Origin of the sequence: Flavobacterium yafengii, assembly GCF_030010375.1 — a bacterium.
Lineage (GTDB): Bacteria > Bacteroidota > Bacteroidia > Flavobacteriales > Flavobacteriaceae > Flavobacterium > Flavobacterium yafengii.
Genome location: NZ_JASCRY010000002.1, coordinates 12,124 through 36,238, shown reverse-complemented (window position 1 = coordinate 36,238; position 24,115 = coordinate 12,124). Strand labels below are relative to the sequence as shown.

The following is a 24,115-nucleotide window of genomic DNA, read 5'->3' as shown; positions in this document are numbered from 1 at the left end:
GATAGCAGTGAAAATCCTTTCTAGTGCTGAACTTGTTTCAGGATCCTGAAACAAGTTCAGCACTAGAAAGATTGCAACGAATAGCTGGAAATAGCTCCTAAAGAAAAGTTTAATCGTTGAATTGGTTATTTGGTTATTTGAAAACCTCAGCATCTTTGTACCTTTGCAACTTTCAAACTAAGATTCAAAATTATGCGCATCGATATTGTTACCGTTCTCCCAGAATTATTGCGAAGTCCGTTTGAGGCTTCGATTATGAAACGTGCCATCGATAAAGGATTGGTAGAAGTTCATTTTCATAATTTACGGGATTATACCACCAACAGACAGAAAAGTGTAGATGATTATCCTTATGGCGGTGGTGCTGGAATGGTAATGACGGTTCAACCAATTGACGCCTGTATTACACATTTGAAAAGTGAAAGAACCTACGACGAGATCATTTATATGTCGCCAGACGGGGAAACCTTGAATCAGAAAATGGCGAACACGATGTCTATGTACGAAAACATTATTATCCTTTGCGGACATTATAAAGGTGTAGATCAACGCGTGCGCGATCATTTTATTACCAAAGAAATATCAATTGGTGATTATGTATTGAGCGGAGGTGAATTAGGAGCTTTGGTATTATCTGATGCATTAATCCGATTGATTCCTGGAGTTTTGAGCGATGAAACCTCGGCATTAACAGATAGTTTTCAAGATGGATTATTATCAGGACCTATATATACACGCCCGGCTGATTACAATGGATGGAAAGTTCCGGAGGTTTTGACCAGCGGGAATTTTGCCAAAATTGACAAATGGCGCGAAGATATGGCATACAAACACACGAAGAATAGAAGACCCGATTTGCTGGAGGAGTAAAATTATTTTAAATGTTGAATTTTAAATTCTAAATGACTCAGAATAAGCAATCAAATAATTCACAATTTATAATTTATAATTCAAAATAATTATATACTTTTGCGCCCACATTAGTTCAACCTCTGGCGAGATCCGTGAATGTTGATTTAATACAAACCATAATTAAAAAAATTATCATGGCAGATTTAATGAAATTCGTTCAAGACGAATTCGTAACAAGAAAAGATTTCCCCGTTTTTGCAGCTGGAGACACTATTACCGTTTACTACGAAATTAGAGAGGGTGAAAAAACTAGAACTCAGTTTTTCAAAGGAGTTGTAATCCAAAGAAGAGGTTCTGCTAACACAGAAACTTTTACTATTCGTAAAATGTCAGGAGCTGTTGGAGTTGAGCGTATCTTCCCAGTAAATCTTCCTGCATTACAAAAAATTGAAATCAATAAGAAAGGTGCTGTACGTAGAGCTAGAATTTTCTACTTCAGAGAACTTACTGGTAAAAAAGCTAAAATTAAAGATAAAAGAAGATAGTATACTGTCTCTTTATTATAAAAGTCCCAACAGTGTTGGGACTTTTTTTTGTCTACTATTTTCCTTATAAATTCCTAATTTAGGATTAATGAACCCATAAAACTAACAATATAAGAATAACAAGTTAGTAATCTTAAAATTCGTATTTTTCTACATAAAATCCACCTTCTATTACATCTGATTTTCATATATTTGTTCGCCTTATTTTAAGTGAAATACCTTATATAAGTTACATTTAACCGTGATTCGATTATAAAAATAAAAAAATGACACAGAAATCAAAAATTTTTTACACCCTTACTGATGAAGCGCCTTTATTGGCAACTTATTCATTTTTACCTATTGTACAAGCATTTACATCAACTTCTGACATTGAAATTGAAACTAGAGACATTTCTTTAGCCGGAAGAATTTTAGCAAACTTCCCCGAGTTTTTGACAGAAGATCAAAAAACAGGAGATGCTTTATTAGAACTTGGGCAATTAGCGACAGCCCCAGAAGCTAACATTATAAAATTACCAAATGTTTCGGCATCTGTTCCACAATTAAAATCGGCTATCGCTGAATTACAATCTCATGGTTATAATTTACCAAACTTCCCTGAAGAACCGCAAAACGAAGCAGAGACAACCATCAAAGCTAAATATTCTAAAATATTAGGTTCAGCAGTGAATCCTGTTTTACGCGAAGGAAACTCTGACCGTAGAGCGCCAAAAGCAGTAAAAAATTACGCTAAAGCAAACCCACACTCTATGGGTGCTTGGTCTGCTGACTCAAAAACACAAGTGGCTTCTATGGAAAGTGGTGATTTTTACGGAAGTGAAAAATCAATCACTCTTGCTGATGCTACTGATGTAAAAATCGAATTCGTTGCTAAAGATGGTTCAACTACTGTCTTGAAAGCGAGTACTCCACTAAAAGTGGGTGAAATAATCGACAGTTCTGTAATGAACTTGAACGCTTTAAAAACTTTTGTTGCCAAAACAATTGTAGAGGCAAAAAAATTAAACGTTTTACTTTCAGTTCACCTGAAAGCTACAATGATGAAAGTTTCTGATCCAATTATTTTTGGAGCTATCGTAGAGGTATATTTCGCAGCTGTTTTCGAAAAATACGCTGCCTTATTTGATGAATTGAACATTGACACTAGAAACGGTTTAGGTGATGTATATGCAAAAATTGCAGGAAAACCGATTCAGGCTGAAGTTGAAGCGGCATTAAATCAAGCGATAGAAAACGGACCAGCATTAGCCATGGTAAATTCTGAAAAAGGAATTACCAATCTTCATGTTCCTTCGGATGTGATTGTGGATGCTTCTATGCCAGCCATGATCCGTACTTCAGGACAGATGTTCAATAAAGACGGTAAACAACAAGATACTCTAGCTATTATACCTGACAGATGTTATGCCGGTGTTTATACAGCGACTATTGATTTCTGTAAAAAACATGGCGCTTTTGACCCAACTACAATGGGAAGTGTACCAAACGTAGGTTTGATGGCACAAAAAGCAGAAGAGTACGGCTCACATGACAAAACATTCCAATTGACTGCTGACGGAGTGGTACGTGTGGTAGATACCAATGGAACCGTTTTGATGGAACAAGCCGTTGAAGCTAAAGATATTTTCAGAATGTGTCAGGCAAAAGATGCCCCGATTCAAGACTGGGTTAAATTAGCTGTAAACAGAGCACGTTTATCTCACACTCCTGCTATTTTCTGGTTGGACAATAACAGAGCGCACGATAGAGAACTAATCGTAAAAGTTACAAAATATTTAAAAGATCACGATACTACAGGTTTAGATATTCAAATCCTGAATCCTATAGATGCAACAAACTTCACATTAGAAAGAATCATCAAAGGATTAGATACTATTTCTGTAACAGGAAACGTATTACGTGATTATTTGACGGATTTATTCCCAATTTTAGAAGTAGGAACATCAGCAAAAATGCTATCTATTGTTCCATTAATGAATGGTGGTGGTTTATTTGAAACTGGTGCAGGTGGATCTGCTCCAAAACACGTAGAACAATTTATAGCAGAAGGATATTTGCGTTGGGATTCTCTTGGTGAGTTCCTGGCTTTAGGTGCTTCATTAGAGCATTTAGGACAAACTTTAAACAATTCTAAAGCAATTGTTTTAGCGGAAACTCTTGATGTCGCTACGGAGAAATTCTTAGCAACTGATAAATCACCAGCACGTAAACTAGGCGGAATTGACAACCGCGGTTCTCATTTTTATTTGGCTATGTATTGGGCAGAAGCCCTGGCTGCACAAGACAAAGAACCTGCTTTGAAAGCTATCTTTACTCCTATTGCAGCAGAATTTGCAGCAAACGAAGCCAAAATCAATACGGAGTTAATTGCAGCACAAGGAAAACCACAAGATATTGGTGGCCATTACCAACCAAATCCTGAATTAACAAGTAAAGCAATGCGTCCAAGCGAAACTTTCAATACTATATTGGCAAAAATCGCTTAATTAACTGCTTTATAATTTTAGCAATACTATTGAAAAGACAACTGGAAACAGTTGTCTTTTTTTTATATTAGCAATACCTTAACATCTTTTATACACTAATTGAAATTCTATTTAATGTAATTTGCAATTCTTCATTTCGATAAAATTTAAACAATGACTCCAAAGAAAATTATTACCTTTTTAGTTGTATTATTATCCTCATTCTCAGGTTTCGCTCAAGAAAAATTCACACTTAGCGGAACTATTATTGATGCCAATAGCAATGAAACTTTAATAGGAGTCAATATTGTAATTCCAGCATTAAAAACCGGCGTAACCACTAATGAATATGGGTTTTATTCCATCACTGTACCACAAGGAATATACAGTGTCCAAATCAGTTATTTGGGATATCAAACCATTGAAGAATCAATAAATCTGAACCAAAATATAAAAAATAATTTCAATTTATACAGCAATGAAACGGCGTTGAAAGAAGTTATCATTACGGATAATAAAACCAAAATAGACATCAAGAAGCCTGAAATGAGCGTCAACAAACTCTCTATTTCAGCTATAAAAAAAATGCCCGTTGTTCTGGGAGAAGTCGATGTTTTAAAATCTATTTTATTACTTCCCGGTGTTACTAATGCTGGCGAAGGCGCCTCTGGCTTTAATGTTCGTGGTGGCGGAGCCGACCAGAATTTGATTTTACTGGACGAAGCAACCATATTTAACTCATCACACGTTTTTGGTTTTTTCTCTGTTTTTAATCCGGATGCCATCAAAGATTTAAAGTTGTACAAAGGTGGAATTCCAGCTCGTTTTGGAGGAAGAGCTTCTTCTGTTTTGGATATTTATCAAAAAGACGGTAACAGCAAAGGATTTCATGTGAATGGAGGAATCGGATTGATTTCCAGCCGCATTTTGGCCGAAGGACCATTGGTAAAAGACAAAGGTTCCTTCCTTATTGGCGGCAGAAGTTCCTATGCACATTTATTCCTGAAACTGTCCGAAGAACAAAAAAACAACTCGGCTTATTTTTATGATTTGAATACCAAATTGAGTTATAAATTGGATTCAAACAACAGCCTGTATTTATCGGGTTATTTTGGACGCGATGTGTTCAGCCTGAACAAAAGCTTCACCAACATTTATGGAAATGCGACTTTAAACCTTCGTTGGAATCACTTGTTTTCTGAAAAATTATTTTCGAATTTATCGCTCATTTACAGTGATTATTATTACGGTTTGGATTTGGATTTTGTAGGTTTCAAATGGGATTCCGGCATTAAAAACTACAATATCAAATACGATTTCAAGAATTATATTTCGGATAAATTTAAATTGAATTACGGTGTAAACGGAATTTATTACGAGTTCAACCCAGGAACTATAAAGCCTTCTGATGCTGACTCTGGAATAAATTTTGACCAATTGGATAAAAAATATGCTTTCGAACCTGCTATATACATCAATGCTGATCACGAAATCTCAAATAAAATGGCACTTTCCTACGGACTTCGTTATAGTATGTTTTACCGTTTAGGACAATCTACCGTGAATATTTATGAAAATGACAATCCTGTAACGTTCAATTCGGCATTACAGATTTATGAAAAAGCAACTCCAATTGGCACCAAGTTTTACGACAGAAACAAAGTGATTGAAAGTTATAATTATCTGGAACCGCGTTTTTCACTGGCGTATCAAATCAACGATGACCAATCTGTAAAAGCAAGCTACAACAGAATGGTTCAGTATTTACAATTGATTTCGAACACCTCATCGCCTACTCCGCTTGATGTCTGGACGCCAAGCGATAGTTTTATCAAACCACAAATTGCCGATCAAGTGGCTTTGGGTTATTTTAAAAACTTCGAAAACAACATGTATTCTCTTGAAGTAGAAACGTATTATAAAGAAGTTCAAAATCGATTGGATTATATTGACGGCGCTGATTTGATTGCCAATAAAGCCATTGAACAAATAATTCTGAACGGTCAATTAAGATCCTATGGTTTAGAAATTATGTTCCGAAAAAACGAAGGGAAATTTAACGGCTGGATATCGTATACATTATCAAAATCAGAGCAACAAACTCCGGGAAGAACACCCATAGAAACCGGAATCAACAACGGCCAATGGTACAATTCAGTATATGACAAATTGCATAATATTGCGATAACCACTTCCTATAATTTGAATGAAAAATGGTCTTTTGGAGCTAATTTTGCATCGCAAACCGGGCAACCGGTAACGTATCCAATTGGACAATATGAATACTTAGGAATCAATGTACCGAGTTATGGACTGAGAAATGAAAATCGTCTTCCGGCATACCATCACTTGGATATTGCCGCAACATTGACTCCAAAAAGCAACAAAGACCGTCAATGGAAAGGGGAATGGGTTTTTAGCATTTACAATTTGTACAATCGAAAAAATGCCGCCTCTATCAATTTTAGACAAAACTCAGATACCGGAACCAATGAAGCTATAAAAACTTCGATTTTTGGTGTAGTTCCTGCAGTGAGTTATAATTTCAAATTTTAATGGTAGTATCCAATAAGAGCACAAAATAAAAAATAAAATCATGAAAAAAATAATAGTATATCTGATATTCATCATCGCTGTTTTTTCAGCAAGTTGCGAAGATGTTGTCGAAGTAGATTTAGACAATGCGCCTCCAAAACTGGTTATCGAAGCTGCAATCAATTGGAAAAAAGGAACTTCGGGAAGTCAACAAAAAATAAAGCTAACCACTACAACCGGATTTTACAGCACTGAAATTCCAAAAGTTTCCGGAGCAACGATTTCTATAAAAAACAGCTCTAATATAGTTTTCAATTTTTCAGAAATTGCGAATACCGGTGAATATACTTGCGCTACTTTTATTCCGGTACTCAACGAAACCTATACGCTGACTGTTATCAGCAACGGCAATACCTACACTGCTACTGAAACATTGAAACCCGTTACACCAATAACTAAAATTGTGCAAAATAACGAAGGTGGCTTTACTGGAAAAAACATAGAAATTAAAACATTTTATAAAGATCCAGCAAATGAAACCAATTATTACCTCTACAAATATGTGTATTCGAACCAAGTGAAATCAAATTATTATGTAGACCAAGACGAGTTTTTTAACGGAAACGAATTCTTCAGCATCTCGCAAAATGACGATCTTAAAAAAGACGATAAAATTGAAGTAAGCCATTTTGGGATTTCTAAAGCATACTACAATTACATGAGTGTTTTGGTGAGTATTGCAGGAAATAATGGCGGTGGACCATTTCAATCTCCGCCTGCGACCGTAAGAGGAAATATCATCAATACCACCGATGAGGCAAATTATCCTTTGGGCTATTTCTCCCTTAGTGAAGTCGATATTAGAAATTACACTATTGAATAAGTATATTTGCATGTAATTTTCAACTCATAATTAACTATGTCTTCACACCATATCGTTCGCGACGACCAAGAACCTGCTTTAATCATTGCCAACGGTGCATCCTGTAATCCGGAACTATTGGGTCAGCTACTGGAATGGTCACCGCTTGTGGTTGTATTAGATTCGGCTATGGTTCGAGTAATGGAATTAGACATCAAAGTCGATGTGCTTTTAGGAGATTTCGACAGAGGATTTGATCCTGAAATTTATAAAACATCTCAATATCCAATTGAAATTATTCATACGCCGGACCAAAATAAAACCGATTTAGAAAAAGCATTTGACTATTTAATCGAAAGAAAAATTCCTGCAGTAAACGTCGTTTGGGCAACCGGACGAAGAGCCGATCATACCATTACCAATCTTACCAACATCACACGATACAGAAATCTATTAAAAATTGTCATTTTGGACGATCATTCAAAAGTGTTTTTATTGCCTAAAAAATTCGAAAAATGGTACACGGCAAACACTCCTATTTCATTAATTCCCATCGGTCATGTGACTGGAATTCATTCGGATAATTTATTTTATCCATTGAAAGATGATAGTCTGACCATTGGTTACAGAACTGGAAGCAGCAATCATGTCATCAAAGACGGCATTGTGACAATAGAACATGACAAAGGCGATTTATTGATGATGGAATGTCTGGATTAGCATTTATTGAATAGTCAACAATGCATTTCTCACAATTTCATAATGACTCCAAGGGATGAAATGATTCGCTTTTTCGATCGTTATTGTATCCATTGATTCTGCATTGACAAACATTTTTTTCATAAAAGCAACATTACTGTACGGTACCAAAGCATCCTTTGTTCCATGAATAATGGTAACATCGCAAGTTATCTTTTTCAGCTCTGGTTCTAAAGCTACCAAATCCTGTTTCAGCCACCACAACTCATCATTAGAAGGTCGTAATGCTCCGGGAATCAAATACCGCAAAGGCTTTGCCTTGATAACCGTTCTCCATTTCTCCGGGTTTTCAGCTTTCGGGTCTAATGATCCTGCCAGTATCACCAATCGTTTGTACCAAGACGGATTATCCACGGCTAACTGAGCCACAACTGGTCCGCCAATGGAATGTCCCACCAAAATTAGCGGCTTTTTATTATCGATTTTTTTTATAAACTCCGATATTCTTTGAGATTGTACACTTAAATTTTGAGCATCGCCAAAATCACTGTATCCAAAACCTGGTCTGTCAATAGCAATCATTCGGTATTTTTTGAGCAATAAAGTATCTTTAAGATATTCTTTGAAAGCATTCCAACTTCCAGGCGAGCCATGAATAAAAAACAATGTCGGGTTTTGCGCATTACCCGTTTCAACATAATGAATTTTATAGCCGTCAAAACCTATTGTTTTATCCTGAAATTCTGTTTTTGATGGAGCAAAAAAAGTAATTGTTTCCTTATTCGAAAATCGCATCGTCATACAAGACTGACACATTACGATATACAAAAACAGTAAACTGTAAACTATGTATCTCTTTTTGAAATGAAATGAAGCCGGCATAAAAGTCATGCTATTTGTATTTTTTTATAAAAGTAATCGTTTTTATGGTTCGAAAAAACGGCAATATTCTAATTTTATGATTTATTTTCCATCTGTTTAATGGGTCAAAGTCGTCTTTGTGCTTTTACAAAATAGTTATGCTTATCTTTGCATCGAAATATAGAAAATGAAACCGAAAACGATTACCGAAAAGACTAATTTACATCCCAGAAATCTGGATAGATTTGGATATAATTTTGAGCAATTAATAGAGAAATCTCCTGAATTGGAAGCTTTTGTTTCTGTCAATGAACATAAAATCGAGACTATTGATTTTAGTAATCCTGATGCCGTAAAGTCCCTTAACAAAGCATTATTGTTATCGCATTATGACATTCAAAACTGGGATATTCCTAAAAATTATCTTTGTCCGCCTATTCCCGGAAGAGCAGATTACATTCATTATATAGCGGATTTATTAGCTTCAAGCAACAACGGAATCATTCCTGAAGGGGAAACTGTTCAAGGTTTAGACATTGGTGTTGGTGCCAATTGCATTTATCCTATAATTGGTAATTCAGCGTACGGATGGAGTTTTGTAGGAACTGATATCGATTTACAAGCAATTGAAAATTGCAGCGCCATCATTGAAGATAATCCAAAACTGATTGATGCCATCAGTTTACAGCAACAAACGGAATCGCGTTTTATTTTTAAAAACATAATCACTCCCGAAGACAAATTTACATTCACTATTTGCAATCCTCCTTTTCATGCCTCACAAGATGAAGCCACAAAAAGCACAGTTCGCAAAATAAATAATTTAGAAAATACCAGAACCACAACCCGAGGCGCAGCCGAAAGGAGCGAAACTAAACCTGTTTTAAATTTTGGTGGTCATAATGCTGAATTGTGGTGTGAAGGCGGTGAATTAGGTTTCGTTACCCAAATGATTTACGAAAGTGCTAAATATCCTATGCAGTGTTTATGGTTCACGACTTTAGTGTCCAAAAAAGAGAATCTTTCCAGTCTTTACAAAACATTGAACAAGGTAAGTGCTGTCGAAATTAAAACGATTGATATGGCTCAAGGCCAAAAAACAAGCCGAATAGTAGCTTGGACTTTCCTGAGTGAAGCCCAACAAAAAGCCTGGAAGTTCGAATAAAAACTCCTTTTACGTTTAAGTATTCAATCCCACCAATCCTTCTTGATAGTCGGGAAAATCAATCTATACCAATACTTTTTCCTATTATGCATTTAGAATGAAGCCCTTAAAAAACTTCCATTATTAAATCAATAATTAAACTTCTATAAATTTATTTTACCGAAAAAAAAATACAACTATTCATAAATAGTTGTATTTCTTCCTATTTTAAAGAGCAAAAATGAATTTTAACATAATTTTGCGTAAATTTGGTAAAGAAATCTTTAAATAATTAAAAAAAAAATTCTTTTACGATTCATTAAAAAGCTAACAGAAAATCGTAATTCTTAAACCAAAAAAGCGATTAAATAAGATAATAACACCCCATTTATTATTCTTTTTACATTATTTTTTGGCATTTAATATCAAAATACATGTATCAAAATTTCGCATAAAACCAATGAACTAATTCAAAACAAATTGTGAAAAAGCAACTCCTACATACCGAAATACTTGAGGACTCCACACTTTGGAACAGCCTGAAAGAAGGGAATGAAAATGCTTTTTCAATACTTTTTAAAAGACATTATGCACATTTAGTGCGTTATGGAAATTCATTTCTTCCTTTTCCCGAAAAAGTACAAGACTGTGTTCAAGATGTTTTTACAGATATTTGGATTTACAGAGACAAACTGAGTGATAAAGTGGTTGTAAAAGCCTATTTACTGGCATGTGTTCGCAAGCGAATTACAAGATCACAAGAACGGGATCGTATTTTTCGCCTCAGCACTTCTATAGATACTGTTGAATTTTTATTTGATTTTTCCATTGAACACAACCTTATCTCAGATGAAACCACAGCTTCTAAAGTTTCGCATCTCAATCATCTGATAAATGATTTACCTTCTCGACAAAAAGAAGCCTTATATCTTCGTTATTCCCAAGAACTTACCGTAGACCAAATTGCCGATACACTTGACATTAATTATCAATCAGCAAACAATCTTTTACACCGTGCTTTGTTGAGCTTACGCAAAGAATGGAAAGGAAATATCTTCCTTATTTTAGTGCTATTTTCATTTGTACTTTAAGCTACAAAAAATAAATTCAAAAAAATTTACCTTTTAGTGAGTATCAATTAAAAAAATGGTCCTCTATATAATTGTAACCCCTTTTTTTGATGCAACACCGTAATAATTATACCGAGATAGAACACTTTTTAGCTGATGAATCATTCCGATTATGGGTGTGTTTCAAAGACGACCAACAAGAATGGGAAGAATGGACTTTAGAGAATTCCAGTCGTGCTAAATTGGTTGAAGAAGCCCGATTATGGTTGTTAGCAATGAAAGTTCCTAATGATGATTTAGCTGCGGATGACGTTCAATATGCTTTGGAAGCTACTTGGGAAAAAATTGAAAGAGCAGAAGAAAATAAAAAAGATACCGAAAAACCAGTTCTTAAACTTTTGAGAAAAAAATGGTTTAACGGAGTTGCCGCTGTTTTGGTTTTAAGTCTTTTATCCGGCTGGTTGTACAATCAAAGCAGCAGTTCTGAAAACTCCGCGTTAAGTTATAGTGAATTGATCAATGAAAATGAAGAAGGTTTGGTTGAGCAAACTAATAATTCAGACAAACCACAAATTATAACCCTATCCGATGGTAGTTCTGTTTTATTACAACCCAACAGTAAATTAAGTTATCCAAAAATATTTGTGGACAATGAAAGAAAAGTGTACCTCTCCGGTGAAGGCTTTTTCGAAATCAGTAAAGATCCTAAAAAACCGTTTTTTGTCTTTGCAAATGAAATTGTTACAAAAGTAGTAGGAACCAGTTTTAAAATAAAAGCATACGCTAATCAGCCAAATGTGGAAGTGGTAGTTCGAACTGGAAAAGTAAAAGTAAGATCTAATGAATTAATCTCAAATCCAAAAGACCAACTGATTGTTTTATTACCAAATCAAGCTTTGCGATTCGTTCGAAAAAACTTAAGTTTTAATAAGATTACCGACATAACTCAGGATGAATCATTGAGTCGTTCGACCAGCAATATAGAGCAATTGGGATTTGAATTCACAGATATTCCTGTGGCTCAAATTTTTAAAACTATTGAACAGGCGTATTTAGTGAAAATTGATTTTCCTCAAACAAAATTAAAAGATTGCTATCTCACAACATCTTTAACGGATCAGCCTTTACCGGAAAAATTAAAAATTATTTGCAAAAGCCTTGGAAACAATACGAGTTATGAAATGAATGGAAACCAAATTATTATTATATCAGATGGATGTAACTAACATTATCTTGCCTATGAATTAAAGCATACAATAAAAAAAGCGCCGGAAATGCTGTAACATTCTCGACGCCGTGAATAAAATCAATTAACTCTCTGTAAAGAGTAATTGCTGTATTCTACCAATACCCTAACTAACGAATATTAATAAAAACAGACCAAAACTATGAAAAAAACCGTCTTTAAACAACGACTACTAATTCGAATTATGAAAATAACCTTATTTCAATTTGTTTTAGCCCTTGTCTTTTCAAGTGTAACAATAGCGAACAATATCAGAGGTCAAAAAAAGCTGGACACTAAGGTAACTATTACCGTGACCGATTTGAACTTAGATACTGCGTTGACGAAACTTGAAAAATTGGCACATGTGAAATTTTCGTATAATTCGAGAATGTCACAATTGAATCAAAAAGTGAGTGTATATGCTAATAATGAAGCATTATCAAGCGTACTGACACGCATTTTAAAACCACTAAAAATTAATTACACTGAAGTAAGCAATCAAATTATTTTACAAAAAGAAGGAATTGCCAAAACAGGAATTAATGGAGAATTTTTCTCGACTTTAAATCAAAACGCAACGGCTGAAATTATTAAAGGCCGCGTAGTTGATGAAAAAGGGGAATCTTTACCTGGTGTAACGATTCTTGTAAAAGGAACTACAAAAGGTACAACAACAGATATCGATGGAAATTATACCATCAGTGCTGAAATTGGAGACGTTTTGCAATTTTCTTATGTGGGACTTGAAACTAAATCGGTAACTGTAACAGGCACAACATTAAACGTTACTTTAACGGGAAGTGGAGAAACACTTCAAGATGTTGTTGTGATAGGTTCCCGTAATCCTACCAGAACGGTAACAGAATCTGCAGTACCTATTGATGTGATTTCTATGAAAGAAATTGCTTCACAAGGAGCTCAAGTAAACTTAAACCAAATTTTGAACATGGTTGCCCCATCGTTTACATCAAACACTCAAACAGTTGCTGATGGAACGGATCACATTGACCCGGCACAATTAAGAGGTTTAGGACCGGATCAAGTATTGGTTTTAATAAATGGAAAAAGAAGACACACTTCTTCTTTAGTAAATATTAACGGATCTCCAGGTAGAGGATCTGTAGGAACAGATTTAAATGCTATTCCTGCTTTTGCCATCGAAAAAATTGAAGTATTAAGAGACGGAGCTTCTGCTCAATATGGATCTGATGCTATTGCTGGTGTAATCAACATTAATGTTAAGAAAAACACGAACAAATTAGAAGTAAACCTTTTTGGAGGTGGAAATCTTTCTAAAGGTGCTAACGATCATGATGGTGGTTTCGATGGTGGTAACTACCAATTAGACTTAAACTACGGAACAAGTCTTGGTAAAGAAAAAAGTTTTATTAATGCTACTGGTAGTTTCCAATTACGTGATGCTACAAGCAGAGCAAAAGATGTAACCGGAACTTTATTCAATGGGTACAATGCCGTTGAACAAAGAGCTGCAGAAGCTGGAACAAATATTAATACATTGTTTGGAAACATAACAAATACTCCAAATACAGCTCAAATACTTACCACAATAAAACAGTATGCTCCGGGTGTATCTTATTTTACAGGTGCTCAGCAAACAGCAATACTTGGTGCCACTACTATTTCTCAAATGCAAACTGCATTAAATTTTGATGCTACAGCAGGCGAATTAGCATATAGAGGTCTTGAAAGAAAAGATTTTAATATGAGAGTGGGACAATCTTCCTTGCAAAGTGCTCAGTTCTTTTTGAATGCTGCTTATCCAATCAATGATAAATTAGAAGCCTATGCTTTTGGTGGAACTAGTTACAGAAATGGTGAAGCAGCCGGTTTTTACAGAAGACCGAATCAAGCAAGATCATATACAGGATTATATTTAAACGGTTTTTTACCGGAAATTCATTCTACAATCAATGATGTTTCAGTTGCAGCTGGACTTAGAGGTATGCTATTCGAAAATTGGAATTTTGATTTAAGCAATACTTTTGGAAAAAATGCTTTTGATTACAACATCGAAAATACAGTAAATGCCTCTTTAAGAGAAAATTCTGCAACTGAATTTGATGCAGGTGGATTGGCTTTCGCCCAAAATACTACTAATTTTGACATGAACAGAAAATTTGATGTTTTAGAAGGATTAAACGTGGCTTTTGGTGCAGAGTACCGTCATGAAAACTTCCAAATCAATGCTGGCGAGCCTGATTCTTATAATCAATATGACATTAATGGGGGTGTCGTAACAGGAACTACAGCTGCAAACATCAGAGTTACTGACTTTTTTGGAGCAGCAAGACCAGGAGGAGCTCAAGTATTTCCAGGCTTCAGACCAGCAAATGCAATTGATAAAGACCGTAACAGTGTAGCTCTTTATACTGATTTAGAATTAGACGTTACGGACAAATGGTTATTAAACGGAGCAGTTCGTTTTGAAAACTATTCTGATTTCGGAAATACAACTAATTTCAAGTTAGCGACTCGTTATAAACTAACAGACAATATCAATTTACGTGGTGCTGTTTCAACTGGATTTAGAGCACCATCATTACACCAAATCTATTTCAATTCAACCGCTACACAATTCGTTGGTGGTGTACCATTTGAGGTAGGAACTTTCAGTAATGATTCACAAGCGGCACAATTATTAGGAATTCCTAAATTGAAACAAGAAGAATCTCAAAGTGCTAGCGTTGGTTTTACAGCTAAAATACCAGAAGCCAATTTAACTTTGACTGCTGATGCTTATATTGTAAAAATTGATGACAGGGTTGTTCTTACCGATCAATTTTCAAGACCGGGCGGAACTCCTGCAGCAGGATCTCCAAATGCAATTTTGAATGCATTATTCGATACAGCCGGAGCAACTGCAGCAACTTTCTTTGCTAATGCTATTGACACGGAATCAAAAGGAATTGACATTGTAATAAGTCATAAAACAAGTTTTGGAAATAACGTTTCTCTAAAAACTGATTTATCAGGAACTTTTTCTAAAACCTACAGAGTGGGAGAAATTCATGCTTCACCAGTATTAGAAGCTGCCGGTCAGATAAACAGATACTATTCTGAAGCAAGTAGAGTATATTTACAAGAAGCAATTCCTAGAGTAAAAGCTAATTTAACTAACTCTATTACTTACAAAAAATTCGATTTCTTCTTGAGAAATGTTTATTTTGGTAAAGTTACTGATCCAAATACTGCGGATGTAAATGGTGATGGAAGAGTTGAAGGTATTATAGTAAACGGTCAAGCGGTAGAAATTGAGCACCCAATCTGGGGAGCTAAAATTATTACTGATTTATCTGTTGGTTTCAAAATTACTAATGCTGCAAAAATTGTTATTGGAGCTAATAATATTTTTGATATTTATCCAGATATGAATCTTGGTACGCAAACTGCAATCAGACCTAGATTAGTATCAGGAGCTATTGATTATACAGCTGCTCCTGCAACAATCGATTTGTCAAATGCAAACCAATTTGTATATTCAAGAAACGTTTCTCAATTTGGTCAAAACGGTCGTTTTGTTTTTGCCAGATTAAACTTCAGTTTCTAAGAACTTTTTTTAATAATGAAAAACCATCCTGTAAAGCGGGATGGTTTTTTTTTGACTAAAACTTTGGTGAAAAAAGAATCCAAACTTTGTACATTTGCAACTCTAAAACTTTGCCCCTTAATTAAATGAATTTCCAAGTAGTATCTGATTACCAGCCCAAAGGCGACCAACCGCAAGCCATTGAAAAATTAGCTCAAGGGATTATTGATGGTGATAAATTCCAAACACTTTTAGGAGTTACCGGATCCGGAAAAACATTTACCGTGGCCAATGTGATTCAGGAAGTGCAAAGACCCACTTTGGTTTTGGCACACAACAAAACTTTGGCGGCACAATTATACTCAGAGTTCAAGCAATTTTTTCCGAATAATGCCGTCGAATATTTCGTTTCGTACTACGATTATTACCAACCCGAAGCTTTTATGCCTGTAACCGGCGTTTTCATTGAAAAGGATTTATCCATCAATGAAGAACTTGAAAAAATGCGAATGTCAACAACCGCTTCGTTGCTTTCCGGACGAAGAGATATTTTGGTCGTGGCATCGGTTTCGTGTTTATACGGTATTGGAAATCCGATAGAATTTCAGAAAAACTTGATTCCAATTGAGAAAGGACAAATTATTTCTCGTACCAAATTATTACATCAGCTTGTGCAAAGTTTATACTCCAGAACTGAAGCCGATTTTAATCCCGGAAGTTTCAGAATAAAAGGTGATACAGTAGATGTTTATCCAAGTTATGCGGATGAAGCGTACCGAATCCATTTCTTTGGAGATGAAATCGAGGAAATTGAAAGTTTCGACACAAAGAATTCTCAGGTCATCGAAAAATTTGACAGACTGACTATTTATCCTGCTAATATGTTTGTTACTTCGCCAGATGTTTTGCAGGGTGCAATTTGGGAAATCCAACAGGATTTAGTAAAACAAGTTGATTATTTCAAGGAAATAGGAAAACATCTCGAAGCAAAACGATTGGAAGAACGTACCAATTTTGACTTAGAAATGATTCGTGAACTCGGTTATTGTTCTGGAATTGAAAATTATTCCCGTTACCTAGACGGTCGTTTACCCGGAACTAGACCTTTTTGCTTGTTGGATTATTTCCCGAAAGATTACTTAATGGTGGTCGATGAAAGTCACGTAACGCTTTCACAAGTTAGCGCTATGTATGGCGGAGACAGAAGCCGAAAAGAAAATTTAGTGGAATATGGTTTCCGACTTCCTGCAGCAATGGACAATCGTCCTTTGAAATTTGAAGAATTTGAAGCAATGCAAAATCAGGTTATTTATGTTTCGGCAACACCAGCCGATTATGAATTGCAAAAAACAGAAGGCGTTGTTGTAGAGCAAGTGATTCGTCCAACCGGATTACTAGATCCAATCATTGAAATTCGACCAAGTTTAAATCAAATTGATGATTTAATCGAGGAAATTCAAGTTCGAGCAGAAATTGATGAACGTGTTTTGGTGACAACTTTAACCAAAAGAATGGCGGAAGAATTAGCTAAATATTTAACCAAAGTTAATATTCGTTGTCGCTATATTCACTCTGAAGTAGATACTTTGGAACGAATAGAAATCATGCAAGATTTACGAAAAGGAATTTTTGATGTACTAATTGGTGTGAATTTACTTCGTGAAGGTTTAGATTTACCCGAAGTTTCTTTGGTTGCTATTTTAGATGCAGACAAAGAAGGTTTTCTACGAAGTCACCGTTCGCTTACGCAAACAATTGGTCGTGCAGCAAGAAACCTTAATGGAAAAGCGATTATGTATGCGGATAAGATTACGGCAAGCATGCAAAAAACCATTGATGAAACTAATTATCGCAGAACCAAGCAAATTAATCACAATACTGCCAATAATTTGGTACCACAAGCCTTGAATAAAAAAATAGAAAGCGCCTTTACCAAAAACCCTTTAGCAGATTATGAATTAGGCTACACTCTTTCAACTGCCGCCGAACCTATTACTGAATATTTATCAAAACCTGATATTGAGAAACGCATTCGAGAAAAACGAAAAAATATGGAAAAAGCTGCTAAAGAATTGGACTTTATGCAGGCCGCAAAATTACGTGATGAAATAAAAGCACTACAAGGACAATTGTCTTAATTGTGTTGTTCCTGAAAAACATTCAATAAAATCTCGCCATCAATAATAGCATTTGGTGCTTCATTCATCAACTTAAGAATTCGTTTTGTTGCTATGGGATTTAAGCCCATATCAATTGCCATTTGTTGAATCGCTACCGCTTCTTTATTATGCAAAACACCATCACTGTGCATTAATAATGCTAATCTGTAAAATTGCTGAATACGAAAAAACTCCGTTTTAATGGGAAGTTGCGGTAGTTCCTGGTGAAATAAATCTTTAAAAACATCAATTTCGAAACCCAACTCATTAGCTACAATAGCTAAAAATTCATATTCTCTTTTATGCAAATGCCCATCAACAGTGGAAAAAGCAATCATCTCTAAAAGTAAACTCCTCTTTTCTTCGAATGTATTCATCAAATTATTATTTTTAGCTAAAATATTGTTTTTAAATCAAAACACAAAAACTAATAATGATTCGACCAAAGTTCCTATTGCTTCTCTTCTTTTTTACAACAGCAAAAATTGCTGCTCAGGACTCTGAACAGTTGAAACAAAGCACTGCTTCAAAACAAGTTTCTACTTTTACTATTGAAGCGCCACAACTTCAAACGGCAAAGAAAATTTGGGTGTATTTGCCAGAAAATTATGTAACGTCAAAAAAGAAATTCTCCGTAATTTACATGCATGATGCTCAAAATTTATTTGATGCTAAAACCTCCTATTCGGGTGAATGGAATGTAGATGAAAAACTGGACAGCCTAAAAGCACAGGTTATTGTTATAGGAATCGAACATGGAAATGACAAACGAATCGATGAATTAACGCCTTTTAAAAACGAGAAATATGGTGGTGAAAAAGCGGATAGTTATTTAGAATTTATCGTAAAAACATTAAAACCACACATTGACAAAACGTATAGAACAAAAACTAAAAAGAAAAATACTATTATCATGGGAAGTTCCCTTGGTGGACTTACTTCTTATTATGCCGTTTTAAAATACCCAGAAATATTTGGAAAAGCAGGTGTTTTCTCACCTTCGTTTTGGTACAGTAAAGACATTTATACTCTGACTGAAAAATCCAAAAAGATAAAGTCGAAAATCTATTTTCTATGTGGCGATAATGAAAGTGATGACATGGTTTCGGATTTGAACAAAATGGAATATTTATTAAATTCAAATAGATGTTACTGTCTTAATTTGAATGAAAAGAAAATTGTAAAAGGCGGACAACATAATGAAAAATTATGGCGGGATGGTTTTGTAAAAGCCGTTTTATGGCTTGGTTATTAAATCTCCTGTTTAAAGAAACTTATTAATTTTAAGTACAAAATCAGATTCAAATGGAACTAATCTTAAGAGAATACAACCTCAAATTAAAACACACGTTTACCATTTCGAGAGAATCGATCGACTTCCAACCTTCTTTGATTGTGGAATTAAAAAGTGGCGGTTTCTCCGGTTTTGGCGAAGCAACTTCTAATCCGTATTACAAAACAACCGTTCCAGTGATGATGCAGGATTTAGAAAAAATTCGTTCTGTAATTGAAGCTGCGACAAATGAAACACCTGGAGAGTTTTGGGAAAAAATTCATCCTTATTTAAAAGACGATATGTTTGCATTGTGCGCTTTAGATATGGCATACAATGATTTATATGCGCGCAAAAAAGGAAAGAAATTGTACGAATTGTGGAATTACACCATTCACAAAAATCCATTAACAGATTATACAATTGGAATAGCTTCCATCGAAAAAATGGTTGCAAAAATGAAGGAATTGCCTTGGCCGATTTATAAAATCAAATTGGGAACCAAAGAAGATATTGCCATTGTTACTGAACTTCGAAAACATACAGATGCTATTTTTAGAATTGATGCTAATTGTGGTTGGAGCGTGGAAGAAACCATAAATAATGCTGTCGAGTTAAAAAAACTAGGGGTGGAATTTTTGGAACAACCCATGAAAGCGGACAATTGGGAAGGACATAAGGAAGTTTTCAAACATTCGGTTTTACCAATAATAGCAGACGAAAGTTGTATTATAGAAGAAGATGTATCCAAATGTCATAATCATTTTCATGGTGTGAATGTCAAACTAGTAAAATGTGGCGGATTAACTCCCGGAAGACGAATGATTCAGGAAGCCAAGAAATTAGGATTGAAAACCATGGTGGGTTGCATGACCGAATCAACTGTTGGAATATCAGCGATTGCACATTTATTACCACAACTGGATTATGTAGATATGGACGGTGCATTACTTTTGGCTGAAGATATTGCTACAGGTGTAACCATAGATTTTGGAAAAATAAACTATTCTGATTTAAACGGAACCGGTGTAACTTTAATATAGTTTTAAATGAAAGTCAACCAATTTCCAGATCGAATAATTGAAATCGACAACGAAGAATATCTCTATTTTGGAGGAACAGCTTATTTAGGTTTACCAACTCATCCCGAATTTAAAAACTTGATTATCAAAAATATTTTGCAATGGGGAACGGCTTATGGAAGTTCCAGAAGTGCCAATATTCAACTGAACGCCTACGAAAACGGAGAACGATTTTTAGCCAATTACATCAAAGCGGATGCTGTACTTACGGTTTCTTCAGGAATGTTGGCGGGGAAATTAGTTGTTGAAACATTAACACCTCAAACCGATTGCTTTTTTTATTTTCCGGATACGCATACTGCCATCAAAGCACAAAACAGTCTTCCTTTTTTTATTGGAGAAAAATTAAATCCTCGTTTGCTGGATAAAGCGACTGAAAAAATTACAATTCTAACGGATTCGGTTCCTTCTTTTCATGTAAAACCAATCGATGTTTCTATTCTAAATTTGATTCCATCCAATAAAGAAATCACTTTGGTTATTGATGAATCGCATTCTCTTGGAATTTTAGGACCGAATGGTTGCGGAATTTATTCGACAATCAATCTTCCCAATATTAAAAGAAAAATCATGTTGTCGTCTTTGGGCAAAGCTTTCGGATTGACAGGAGGCGTAATTGCCAGTGATTCCGAATTTATCAATCAAATGGCAGCTCACGATACATTTGTGTCTAGTGCCGGAATGAATGCCGCATTTGTACAAACCATGGCTGATGCTGGAGCAATCTATTTGCAACAGCATCAAAAATTAAAAGACAATTTAAAGTATATAGATACTCATTTAATTAAAAATAGAGCAATTCATTTTGACAGCAATTATCCGTTAATTTATCCTGAAATCGAAGGCGTAAATGAAATTTTTACTTTGAATAAAATTATTGTAACCAATTTTAAATACCCGACAGACAGTAAGAATTTGAATAGAATTGTAATAACTGCCAATCACAAAAAAGAAGATTTGGATAAAATAATTCACATTCTAAACCAAAACCAATTCTAAATCTAAAATTGTGGTCCAATTGCTTTTAAACCGTACCTTTGTAAAAAATTAGAATATGATGACAAACAACGATATCTTTAAAAAACTTCGCGTGGCTTTAATGTTGCGTGACGATCAAATAGTTGAAATATTAGAATTGGTAGATTTTAGAATCACTAAATCAGAATTGGGTGCTTTTTTCCGTGATGAAAAACATGAAAATTATATGGAATGTGGTGACCAAGTGTTGCGCAATTTCCTAAATGCATTGGTAATTCACTTGCGTGGAACTAAAGAAAATCCAAAAAATCCAAATGATGTCTTAGCTAAACACAAAGCTCAGATTCCTGTAAAAGAAGGAGCTCCAGAAAGAGCTGAATTCAAAGCAAAGCCAAGAGACGAAGAAAGATCAAGAGGCGATGAAAGTCCTTCAAAATCGAAACCTGCTGCTAAGAAACCGTTCAAAAAACAATTCTCAAAAGGGAATCCAAAAGTTCAAGTTGTAGAGAAAGTGAAATTTAATTTCGGCAAGAATAAAAAATAGTAAATAGTAGCGAATCACTGCAGTGCCTTGCTAATAATAAGTCAAAAAAACCTGTTCGCCGCGGCGAACAGGTTTTTTTTGTATATTTAAATTCATCATTACTACTTTATACCTTAAAAAATGAAATATATTTTAACCTTCGCTCTAATATTTTTTACTTCGCTCTTTTTTGGGCAGGGCAATAAAACTGAAGAGCCAGCCATGTTTTTTGATTCAAACTTAGTTTCGACAAATTCAATGGAATATATTGACCCAAATGAAATTGAATCTGTAAATGTCATCAAAAAAGACACCACAATAAATGGTGTTTTGCATCGTGGCCAAATTAACATTACTTCCAAAAACCCTAAGAAATATGATTTTATAAGTTTGGAACAAATTAAATCTGAATTTACCAAAATCAAAAGTAACGATGTTATTTATATGGTAAATAGAGCATTTATAACAGACAATATTGAAACTTTCAAATTAGATCGAAACTATATTTTAGAAGTTGAAGTCACTAATTCAGAAGAATTTTATAATTTAAGAAAGAGTGATGCCAAATTTGACATCATTAACATTTTGGGGAAAACCAAAGAAAATTTAGAAAATAAAAACAAGATTTTATTAAGAGGTCATGAAGCAATAGGTGTTAAATAGATTCTATTCTAAAAAATGTTTATCTAATTTAGGAACTACAGCTTAACATAGAACATCCTACTTTATCTCTGGCCCAATCGGGTCTTTTGGCAAACCATTTTTGAAAATTTGGTTGTTCGTCGTAAGGATTTTTAAGCATTTCAAATAATTCGTTTAGCAAAGAATAATCTCCCTTATCCGAGTCATCAATACACAATTGCGCCATGTAATTGCGCAATACATATTTTGGATTTACGGTGTTCATTTGATTTTTTCTTTCAGAATCAGAAAGTGTTTCTTCATTGATTCGAATGGTGTACTTCTCAAACCAATCGTGCCAATCACTCAAGATTGTTTCATCTAAGTCCTTTTCATTATAAAAGGCGTCTTTTATAGTATTGAAAGCTGTTATTGCGGTGTCAGCTTTGGTAACAGTACTCAGGTTTCTAAAGAAAATAGTCATATCAGTTTCTACTCGTTCCAACAATTGAGTCAAACTCTGAATCAAAACTACATCTTGTTCTTTTTTGATTTGAAAACCAAGTTTATTTTGCATCATATTCAAATACTCTTTTTCGTAATCAGTACTAAAAGCATCTAAAATAGTTTCCAGCGGTTTCGCTTCCTTTATCAAAGGATACAAAGCATTGGCTAATTGATATAAATTCCACAGCGCAATTTCAGGTTGATTGCCAAAACGGTATCTTTTATGTTGGTTATCGGTTGTATTGGGAGTCCAGCCGGAATTATAATCTTCCAACCAACCATAAGGTCCATAATCAATGGTAATACCGTGAATGGACATATTATCGGTATTCATAACGCCATGAACAAAACCAACACGTTGCCAATGCACAATCATTTTGAGTGTAGTTTGAGTAACTTCTTGAAAAAAGGCCAGATATTTTTCGACATCTTCTTTTTGAATATGAGGAAAATGATGTTTGATGGTAAAATCAGCCAATAATTTGAGATTGACATGATCTTCTCGAGAAGCGAATAATTCAAAACTTCCAAAACGAATAAAAGAGGGTGCCACTCTACAAACAATGGCGCCTTTTTCATAGGCAGGATTTCCATTATATAACACATCCCGTAATACTTGATCACCAGAAAGCATTAGCGAAAGCGAACGTGTCGTAGGAACTCCCAAATAATGCATCGCTTCGGCACATAAATGCTCTCGAATGGAAGAGCGCAAAACGGCAAAACCATCTGCAGTTCTAGAATATGGTGTTGGCCCTGCTCCTTTTAGTTGTAAAGTGTATGTCTTATTTTCATGAACTACTTCGGTAAGATTAATGGCACGACCATCTCCTAATTGTCCTGCCCAATTCCCAAATTGATGTCCGGCATAACACAAGGCAAAAGGTTTCGTTTCCGGAAAAACAGTACTTCCTGAAAAAGTATTTAAAAAATCATCGGAAAGTATATCTTCCTGAGAAAGACCAATAGCATTAGCCACTTCAATCGAAGCGTGAATCAGCGAAGGATTTGAAGGTTTTTTTGGCAAAACAAACGAATAACAAGCTTGTTTCACTTGCCTTGGCATATTGATATCACTCGTATCAGCAGGTAACTCGGCTATAAAATTATTTTGTAAATGAAGTTTCATAATATTTAAAAAAGATTTTTTTACAATAGTAA

Annotated in this window: 19 protein-coding genes; 16 read left to right on the top strand and 3 right to left on the bottom strand. The window is 34.8% G+C overall.

All coding sequences use genetic code 11. The features are described 5' to 3' along the window. Positions 1 to 192: 192 nt before the first annotated feature. The 6 genes from trmD (at position 193) to QLS97_RS07675 (ending at position 7,982) form a co-directional block, all read left to right on the top strand. Entirely contained in the window at positions 193 to 870 is a 678-nt protein-coding gene (trmD, locus tag QLS97_RS07700) for a tRNA (guanosine(37)-N1)-methyltransferase TrmD (RefSeq protein ID WP_282715632.1), read from the top strand. 176 nt (positions 871 to 1,046) lie between these two features. After that, positions 1,047 to 1,397: a 50S ribosomal protein L19 gene (gene rplS, locus QLS97_RS07695; RefSeq protein ID WP_131916212.1), complete on the top strand. Its 351-nt coding sequence runs from the start codon at positions 1,047 to 1,049 to the stop codon at positions 1,395 to 1,397. A gap of 266 nt (positions 1,398 to 1,663) precedes the next feature. Then, a complete protein-coding gene (locus QLS97_RS07690) occupies positions 1,664 to 3,886 on the top strand; it encodes an NADP-dependent isocitrate dehydrogenase (protein ID WP_282715629.1) in 2,223 nt (740 codons plus the stop codon). Positions 3,887 to 4,039: 153 nt separating this feature from the next. Further along, positions 4,040 to 6,421, top strand: coding sequence for a TonB-dependent receptor (locus tag QLS97_RS07685; protein ID WP_282715628.1), 2,382 nt, complete (start codon positions 4,040 to 4,042; stop codon positions 6,419 to 6,421). A 40-nt stretch (positions 6,422 to 6,461) separates the two neighbouring features. Then, complete coding sequence (locus tag QLS97_RS07680; protein WP_282715626.1) at positions 6,462 to 7,283, top strand: DUF4249 domain-containing protein; 822 nt, start codon at positions 6,462 to 6,464, stop codon at positions 7,281 to 7,283. Between the two features lie 36 nt (positions 7,284 to 7,319). Then, positions 7,320 to 7,982, top strand: a complete 663-nt coding sequence (locus QLS97_RS07675; RefSeq protein WP_282715624.1) for a thiamine diphosphokinase — start codon at positions 7,320 to 7,322, stop codon at positions 7,980 to 7,982. A 3-nt stretch (positions 7,983 to 7,985) separates the two neighbouring features. Here QLS97_RS07675 and QLS97_RS07670 read toward each other — a convergent pair whose 3' ends face one another. Further along, complete coding sequence (locus QLS97_RS07670; protein ID WP_282715622.1) at positions 7,986 to 8,852, bottom strand: alpha/beta fold hydrolase; 867 nt, start codon at positions 8,850 to 8,852, stop codon at positions 7,986 to 7,988. A 157-nt stretch (positions 8,853 to 9,009) separates the two neighbouring features. Here QLS97_RS07670 and rlmF point away from each other — a divergent pair, with 157 nt between their 5' ends. The 5 genes from rlmF (at position 9,010) to uvrB (ending at position 17,949) form a co-directional block, all read left to right on the top strand. Continuing rightward, positions 9,010 to 9,987, top strand: a complete 978-nt coding sequence (gene rlmF / locus QLS97_RS07665) for a 23S rRNA (adenine(1618)-N(6))-methyltransferase RlmF (protein WP_282715620.1) — start codon at positions 9,010 to 9,012, stop codon at positions 9,985 to 9,987. Positions 9,988 to 10,448: 461 nt separating this feature from the next. Next, the gene (locus QLS97_RS07660; RefSeq protein WP_282715618.1) at positions 10,449 to 11,057 is read left to right on the top strand and encodes an RNA polymerase sigma factor; all 609 of its coding nucleotides are present in this window, start codon (positions 10,449 to 10,451) and stop codon (positions 11,055 to 11,057) included. An 89-nt stretch (positions 11,058 to 11,146) separates the two neighbouring features. Next, positions 11,147 to 12,262 (top strand): FecR family protein, encoded by a 1,116-nt coding sequence (locus tag QLS97_RS07655; RefSeq protein ID WP_282715616.1) that lies wholly within the window; start codon positions 11,147 to 11,149, stop codon positions 12,260 to 12,262. Positions 12,263 to 12,466: 204 nt separating this feature from the next. Continuing rightward, positions 12,467 to 15,832 carry a TonB-dependent receptor gene (locus tag QLS97_RS07650; RefSeq protein ID WP_282715614.1) on the top strand — a complete coding sequence of 1,122 codons (3,366 nt, stop codon included), beginning with the start codon at positions 12,467 to 12,469 and terminating at the stop codon, positions 15,830 to 15,832. 125 nt (positions 15,833 to 15,957) lie between these two features. Next, positions 15,958 to 17,949, top strand: coding sequence for an excinuclease ABC subunit UvrB (gene uvrB / locus QLS97_RS07645; protein WP_282715612.1), 1,992 nt, complete (start codon positions 15,958 to 15,960; stop codon positions 17,947 to 17,949). On the opposite strand, the gene QLS97_RS07640 is transcribed toward uvrB, so the two are convergent. Then, complete coding sequence (locus QLS97_RS07640) at positions 17,946 to 18,347, bottom strand: excinuclease ABC subunit B (protein ID WP_282715610.1); 402 nt, start codon at positions 18,345 to 18,347, stop codon at positions 17,946 to 17,948. The two genes, uvrB and QLS97_RS07640, sit on opposite strands and share 4 nt — an antisense overlap. Positions 18,348 to 18,403: 56 nt before the next feature. On the opposite strand from QLS97_RS07640, the gene QLS97_RS07635 reads away from it, so the two are divergent. The 5 genes from QLS97_RS07635 (at position 18,404) to QLS97_RS07615 (ending at position 22,489) form a co-directional block, all read left to right on the top strand. Then, positions 18,404 to 19,225: an alpha/beta hydrolase gene (locus tag QLS97_RS07635; RefSeq protein ID WP_282715608.1), complete on the top strand. Its 822-nt coding sequence runs from the start codon at positions 18,404 to 18,406 to the stop codon at positions 19,223 to 19,225. Between the two features lie 50 nt (positions 19,226 to 19,275). Further along, a complete protein-coding gene (locus QLS97_RS07630; RefSeq protein ID WP_282715606.1) occupies positions 19,276 to 20,286 on the top strand; it encodes a dipeptide epimerase in 1,011 nt (336 codons plus the stop codon). 6 nt (positions 20,287 to 20,292) lie between these two features. Further along, a complete protein-coding gene (locus QLS97_RS07625; RefSeq protein ID WP_282715604.1) occupies positions 20,293 to 21,324 on the top strand; it encodes an aminotransferase class I/II-fold pyridoxal phosphate-dependent enzyme in 1,032 nt (343 codons plus the stop codon). 58 nt (positions 21,325 to 21,382) lie between these two features. After that, positions 21,383 to 21,847 carry a DUF1456 family protein gene (locus QLS97_RS07620; protein ID WP_282716472.1) on the top strand — a complete coding sequence of 155 codons (465 nt, stop codon included), beginning with the start codon at positions 21,383 to 21,385 and terminating at the stop codon, positions 21,845 to 21,847. Positions 21,848 to 21,967: 120 nt separating this feature from the next. Continuing rightward, on the top strand, positions 21,968 to 22,489 hold the full coding sequence (locus QLS97_RS07615) for a hypothetical protein (RefSeq protein ID WP_282715603.1): 522 nt from the start codon (positions 21,968 to 21,970) through the stop codon (positions 22,487 to 22,489). Positions 22,490 to 22,517: 28 nt separating this feature from the next. Here the strand turns inward: QLS97_RS07615 and QLS97_RS07610 are convergent, their stop codons facing one another. After that, positions 22,518 to 24,086 (bottom strand): protein adenylyltransferase SelO, encoded by a 1,569-nt coding sequence (locus QLS97_RS07610; protein ID WP_282716471.1) that lies wholly within the window; start codon positions 24,084 to 24,086, stop codon positions 22,518 to 22,520. Between the last annotated feature and the right edge of the window lie 29 nt (positions 24,087 to 24,115).

Coding starts and splice junctions, on each gene's coding strand:
- trmD (WP_282715632.1), top strand. CDS start 193: ATGCGCATCGATATTGTTACCGTTCTCCCAGAATTATTGCGAAGTCCG.
- rplS (WP_131916212.1), top strand. CDS start 1,047: ATGGCAGATTTAATGAAATTCGTTCAAGACGAATTCGTAACAAGAAAA.
- QLS97_RS07690 (WP_282715629.1), top strand. CDS start 1,664: ATGACACAGAAATCAAAAATTTTTTACACCCTTACTGATGAAGCGCCT.
- QLS97_RS07685 (WP_282715628.1), top strand. CDS start 4,040: ATGACTCCAAAGAAAATTATTACCTTTTTAGTTGTATTATTATCCTCA.
- QLS97_RS07680 (WP_282715626.1), top strand. CDS start 6,462: ATGAAAAAAATAATAGTATATCTGATATTCATCATCGCTGTTTTTTCA.
- QLS97_RS07675 (WP_282715624.1), top strand. CDS start 7,320: ATGTCTTCACACCATATCGTTCGCGACGACCAAGAACCTGCTTTAATC.
- QLS97_RS07670 (WP_282715622.1), bottom strand. CDS start 8,852: ATGACTTTTATGCCGGCTTCATTTCATTTCAAAAAGAGATACATAGTT.
- rlmF (WP_282715620.1), top strand. CDS start 9,010: ATGAAACCGAAAACGATTACCGAAAAGACTAATTTACATCCCAGAAAT.
- QLS97_RS07655 (WP_282715616.1), top strand. CDS start 11,147: ATGCAACACCGTAATAATTATACCGAGATAGAACACTTTTTAGCTGAT.
- QLS97_RS07650 (WP_282715614.1), top strand. CDS start 12,467: ATGAAAATAACCTTATTTCAATTTGTTTTAGCCCTTGTCTTTTCAAGT.
- uvrB (WP_282715612.1), top strand. CDS start 15,958: ATGAATTTCCAAGTAGTATCTGATTACCAGCCCAAAGGCGACCAACCG.
- QLS97_RS07640 (WP_282715610.1), bottom strand. CDS start 18,347: ATGAATACATTCGAAGAAAAGAGGAGTTTACTTTTAGAGATGATTGCT.
- QLS97_RS07635 (WP_282715608.1), top strand. CDS start 18,404: ATGATTCGACCAAAGTTCCTATTGCTTCTCTTCTTTTTTACAACAGCA.
- QLS97_RS07630 (WP_282715606.1), top strand. CDS start 19,276: ATGGAACTAATCTTAAGAGAATACAACCTCAAATTAAAACACACGTTT.
- QLS97_RS07625 (WP_282715604.1), top strand. CDS start 20,293: ATGAAAGTCAACCAATTTCCAGATCGAATAATTGAAATCGACAACGAA.
- QLS97_RS07620 (WP_282716472.1), top strand. CDS start 21,383: ATGACAAACAACGATATCTTTAAAAAACTTCGCGTGGCTTTAATGTTG.
- QLS97_RS07615 (WP_282715603.1), top strand. CDS start 21,968: ATGAAATATATTTTAACCTTCGCTCTAATATTTTTTACTTCGCTCTTT.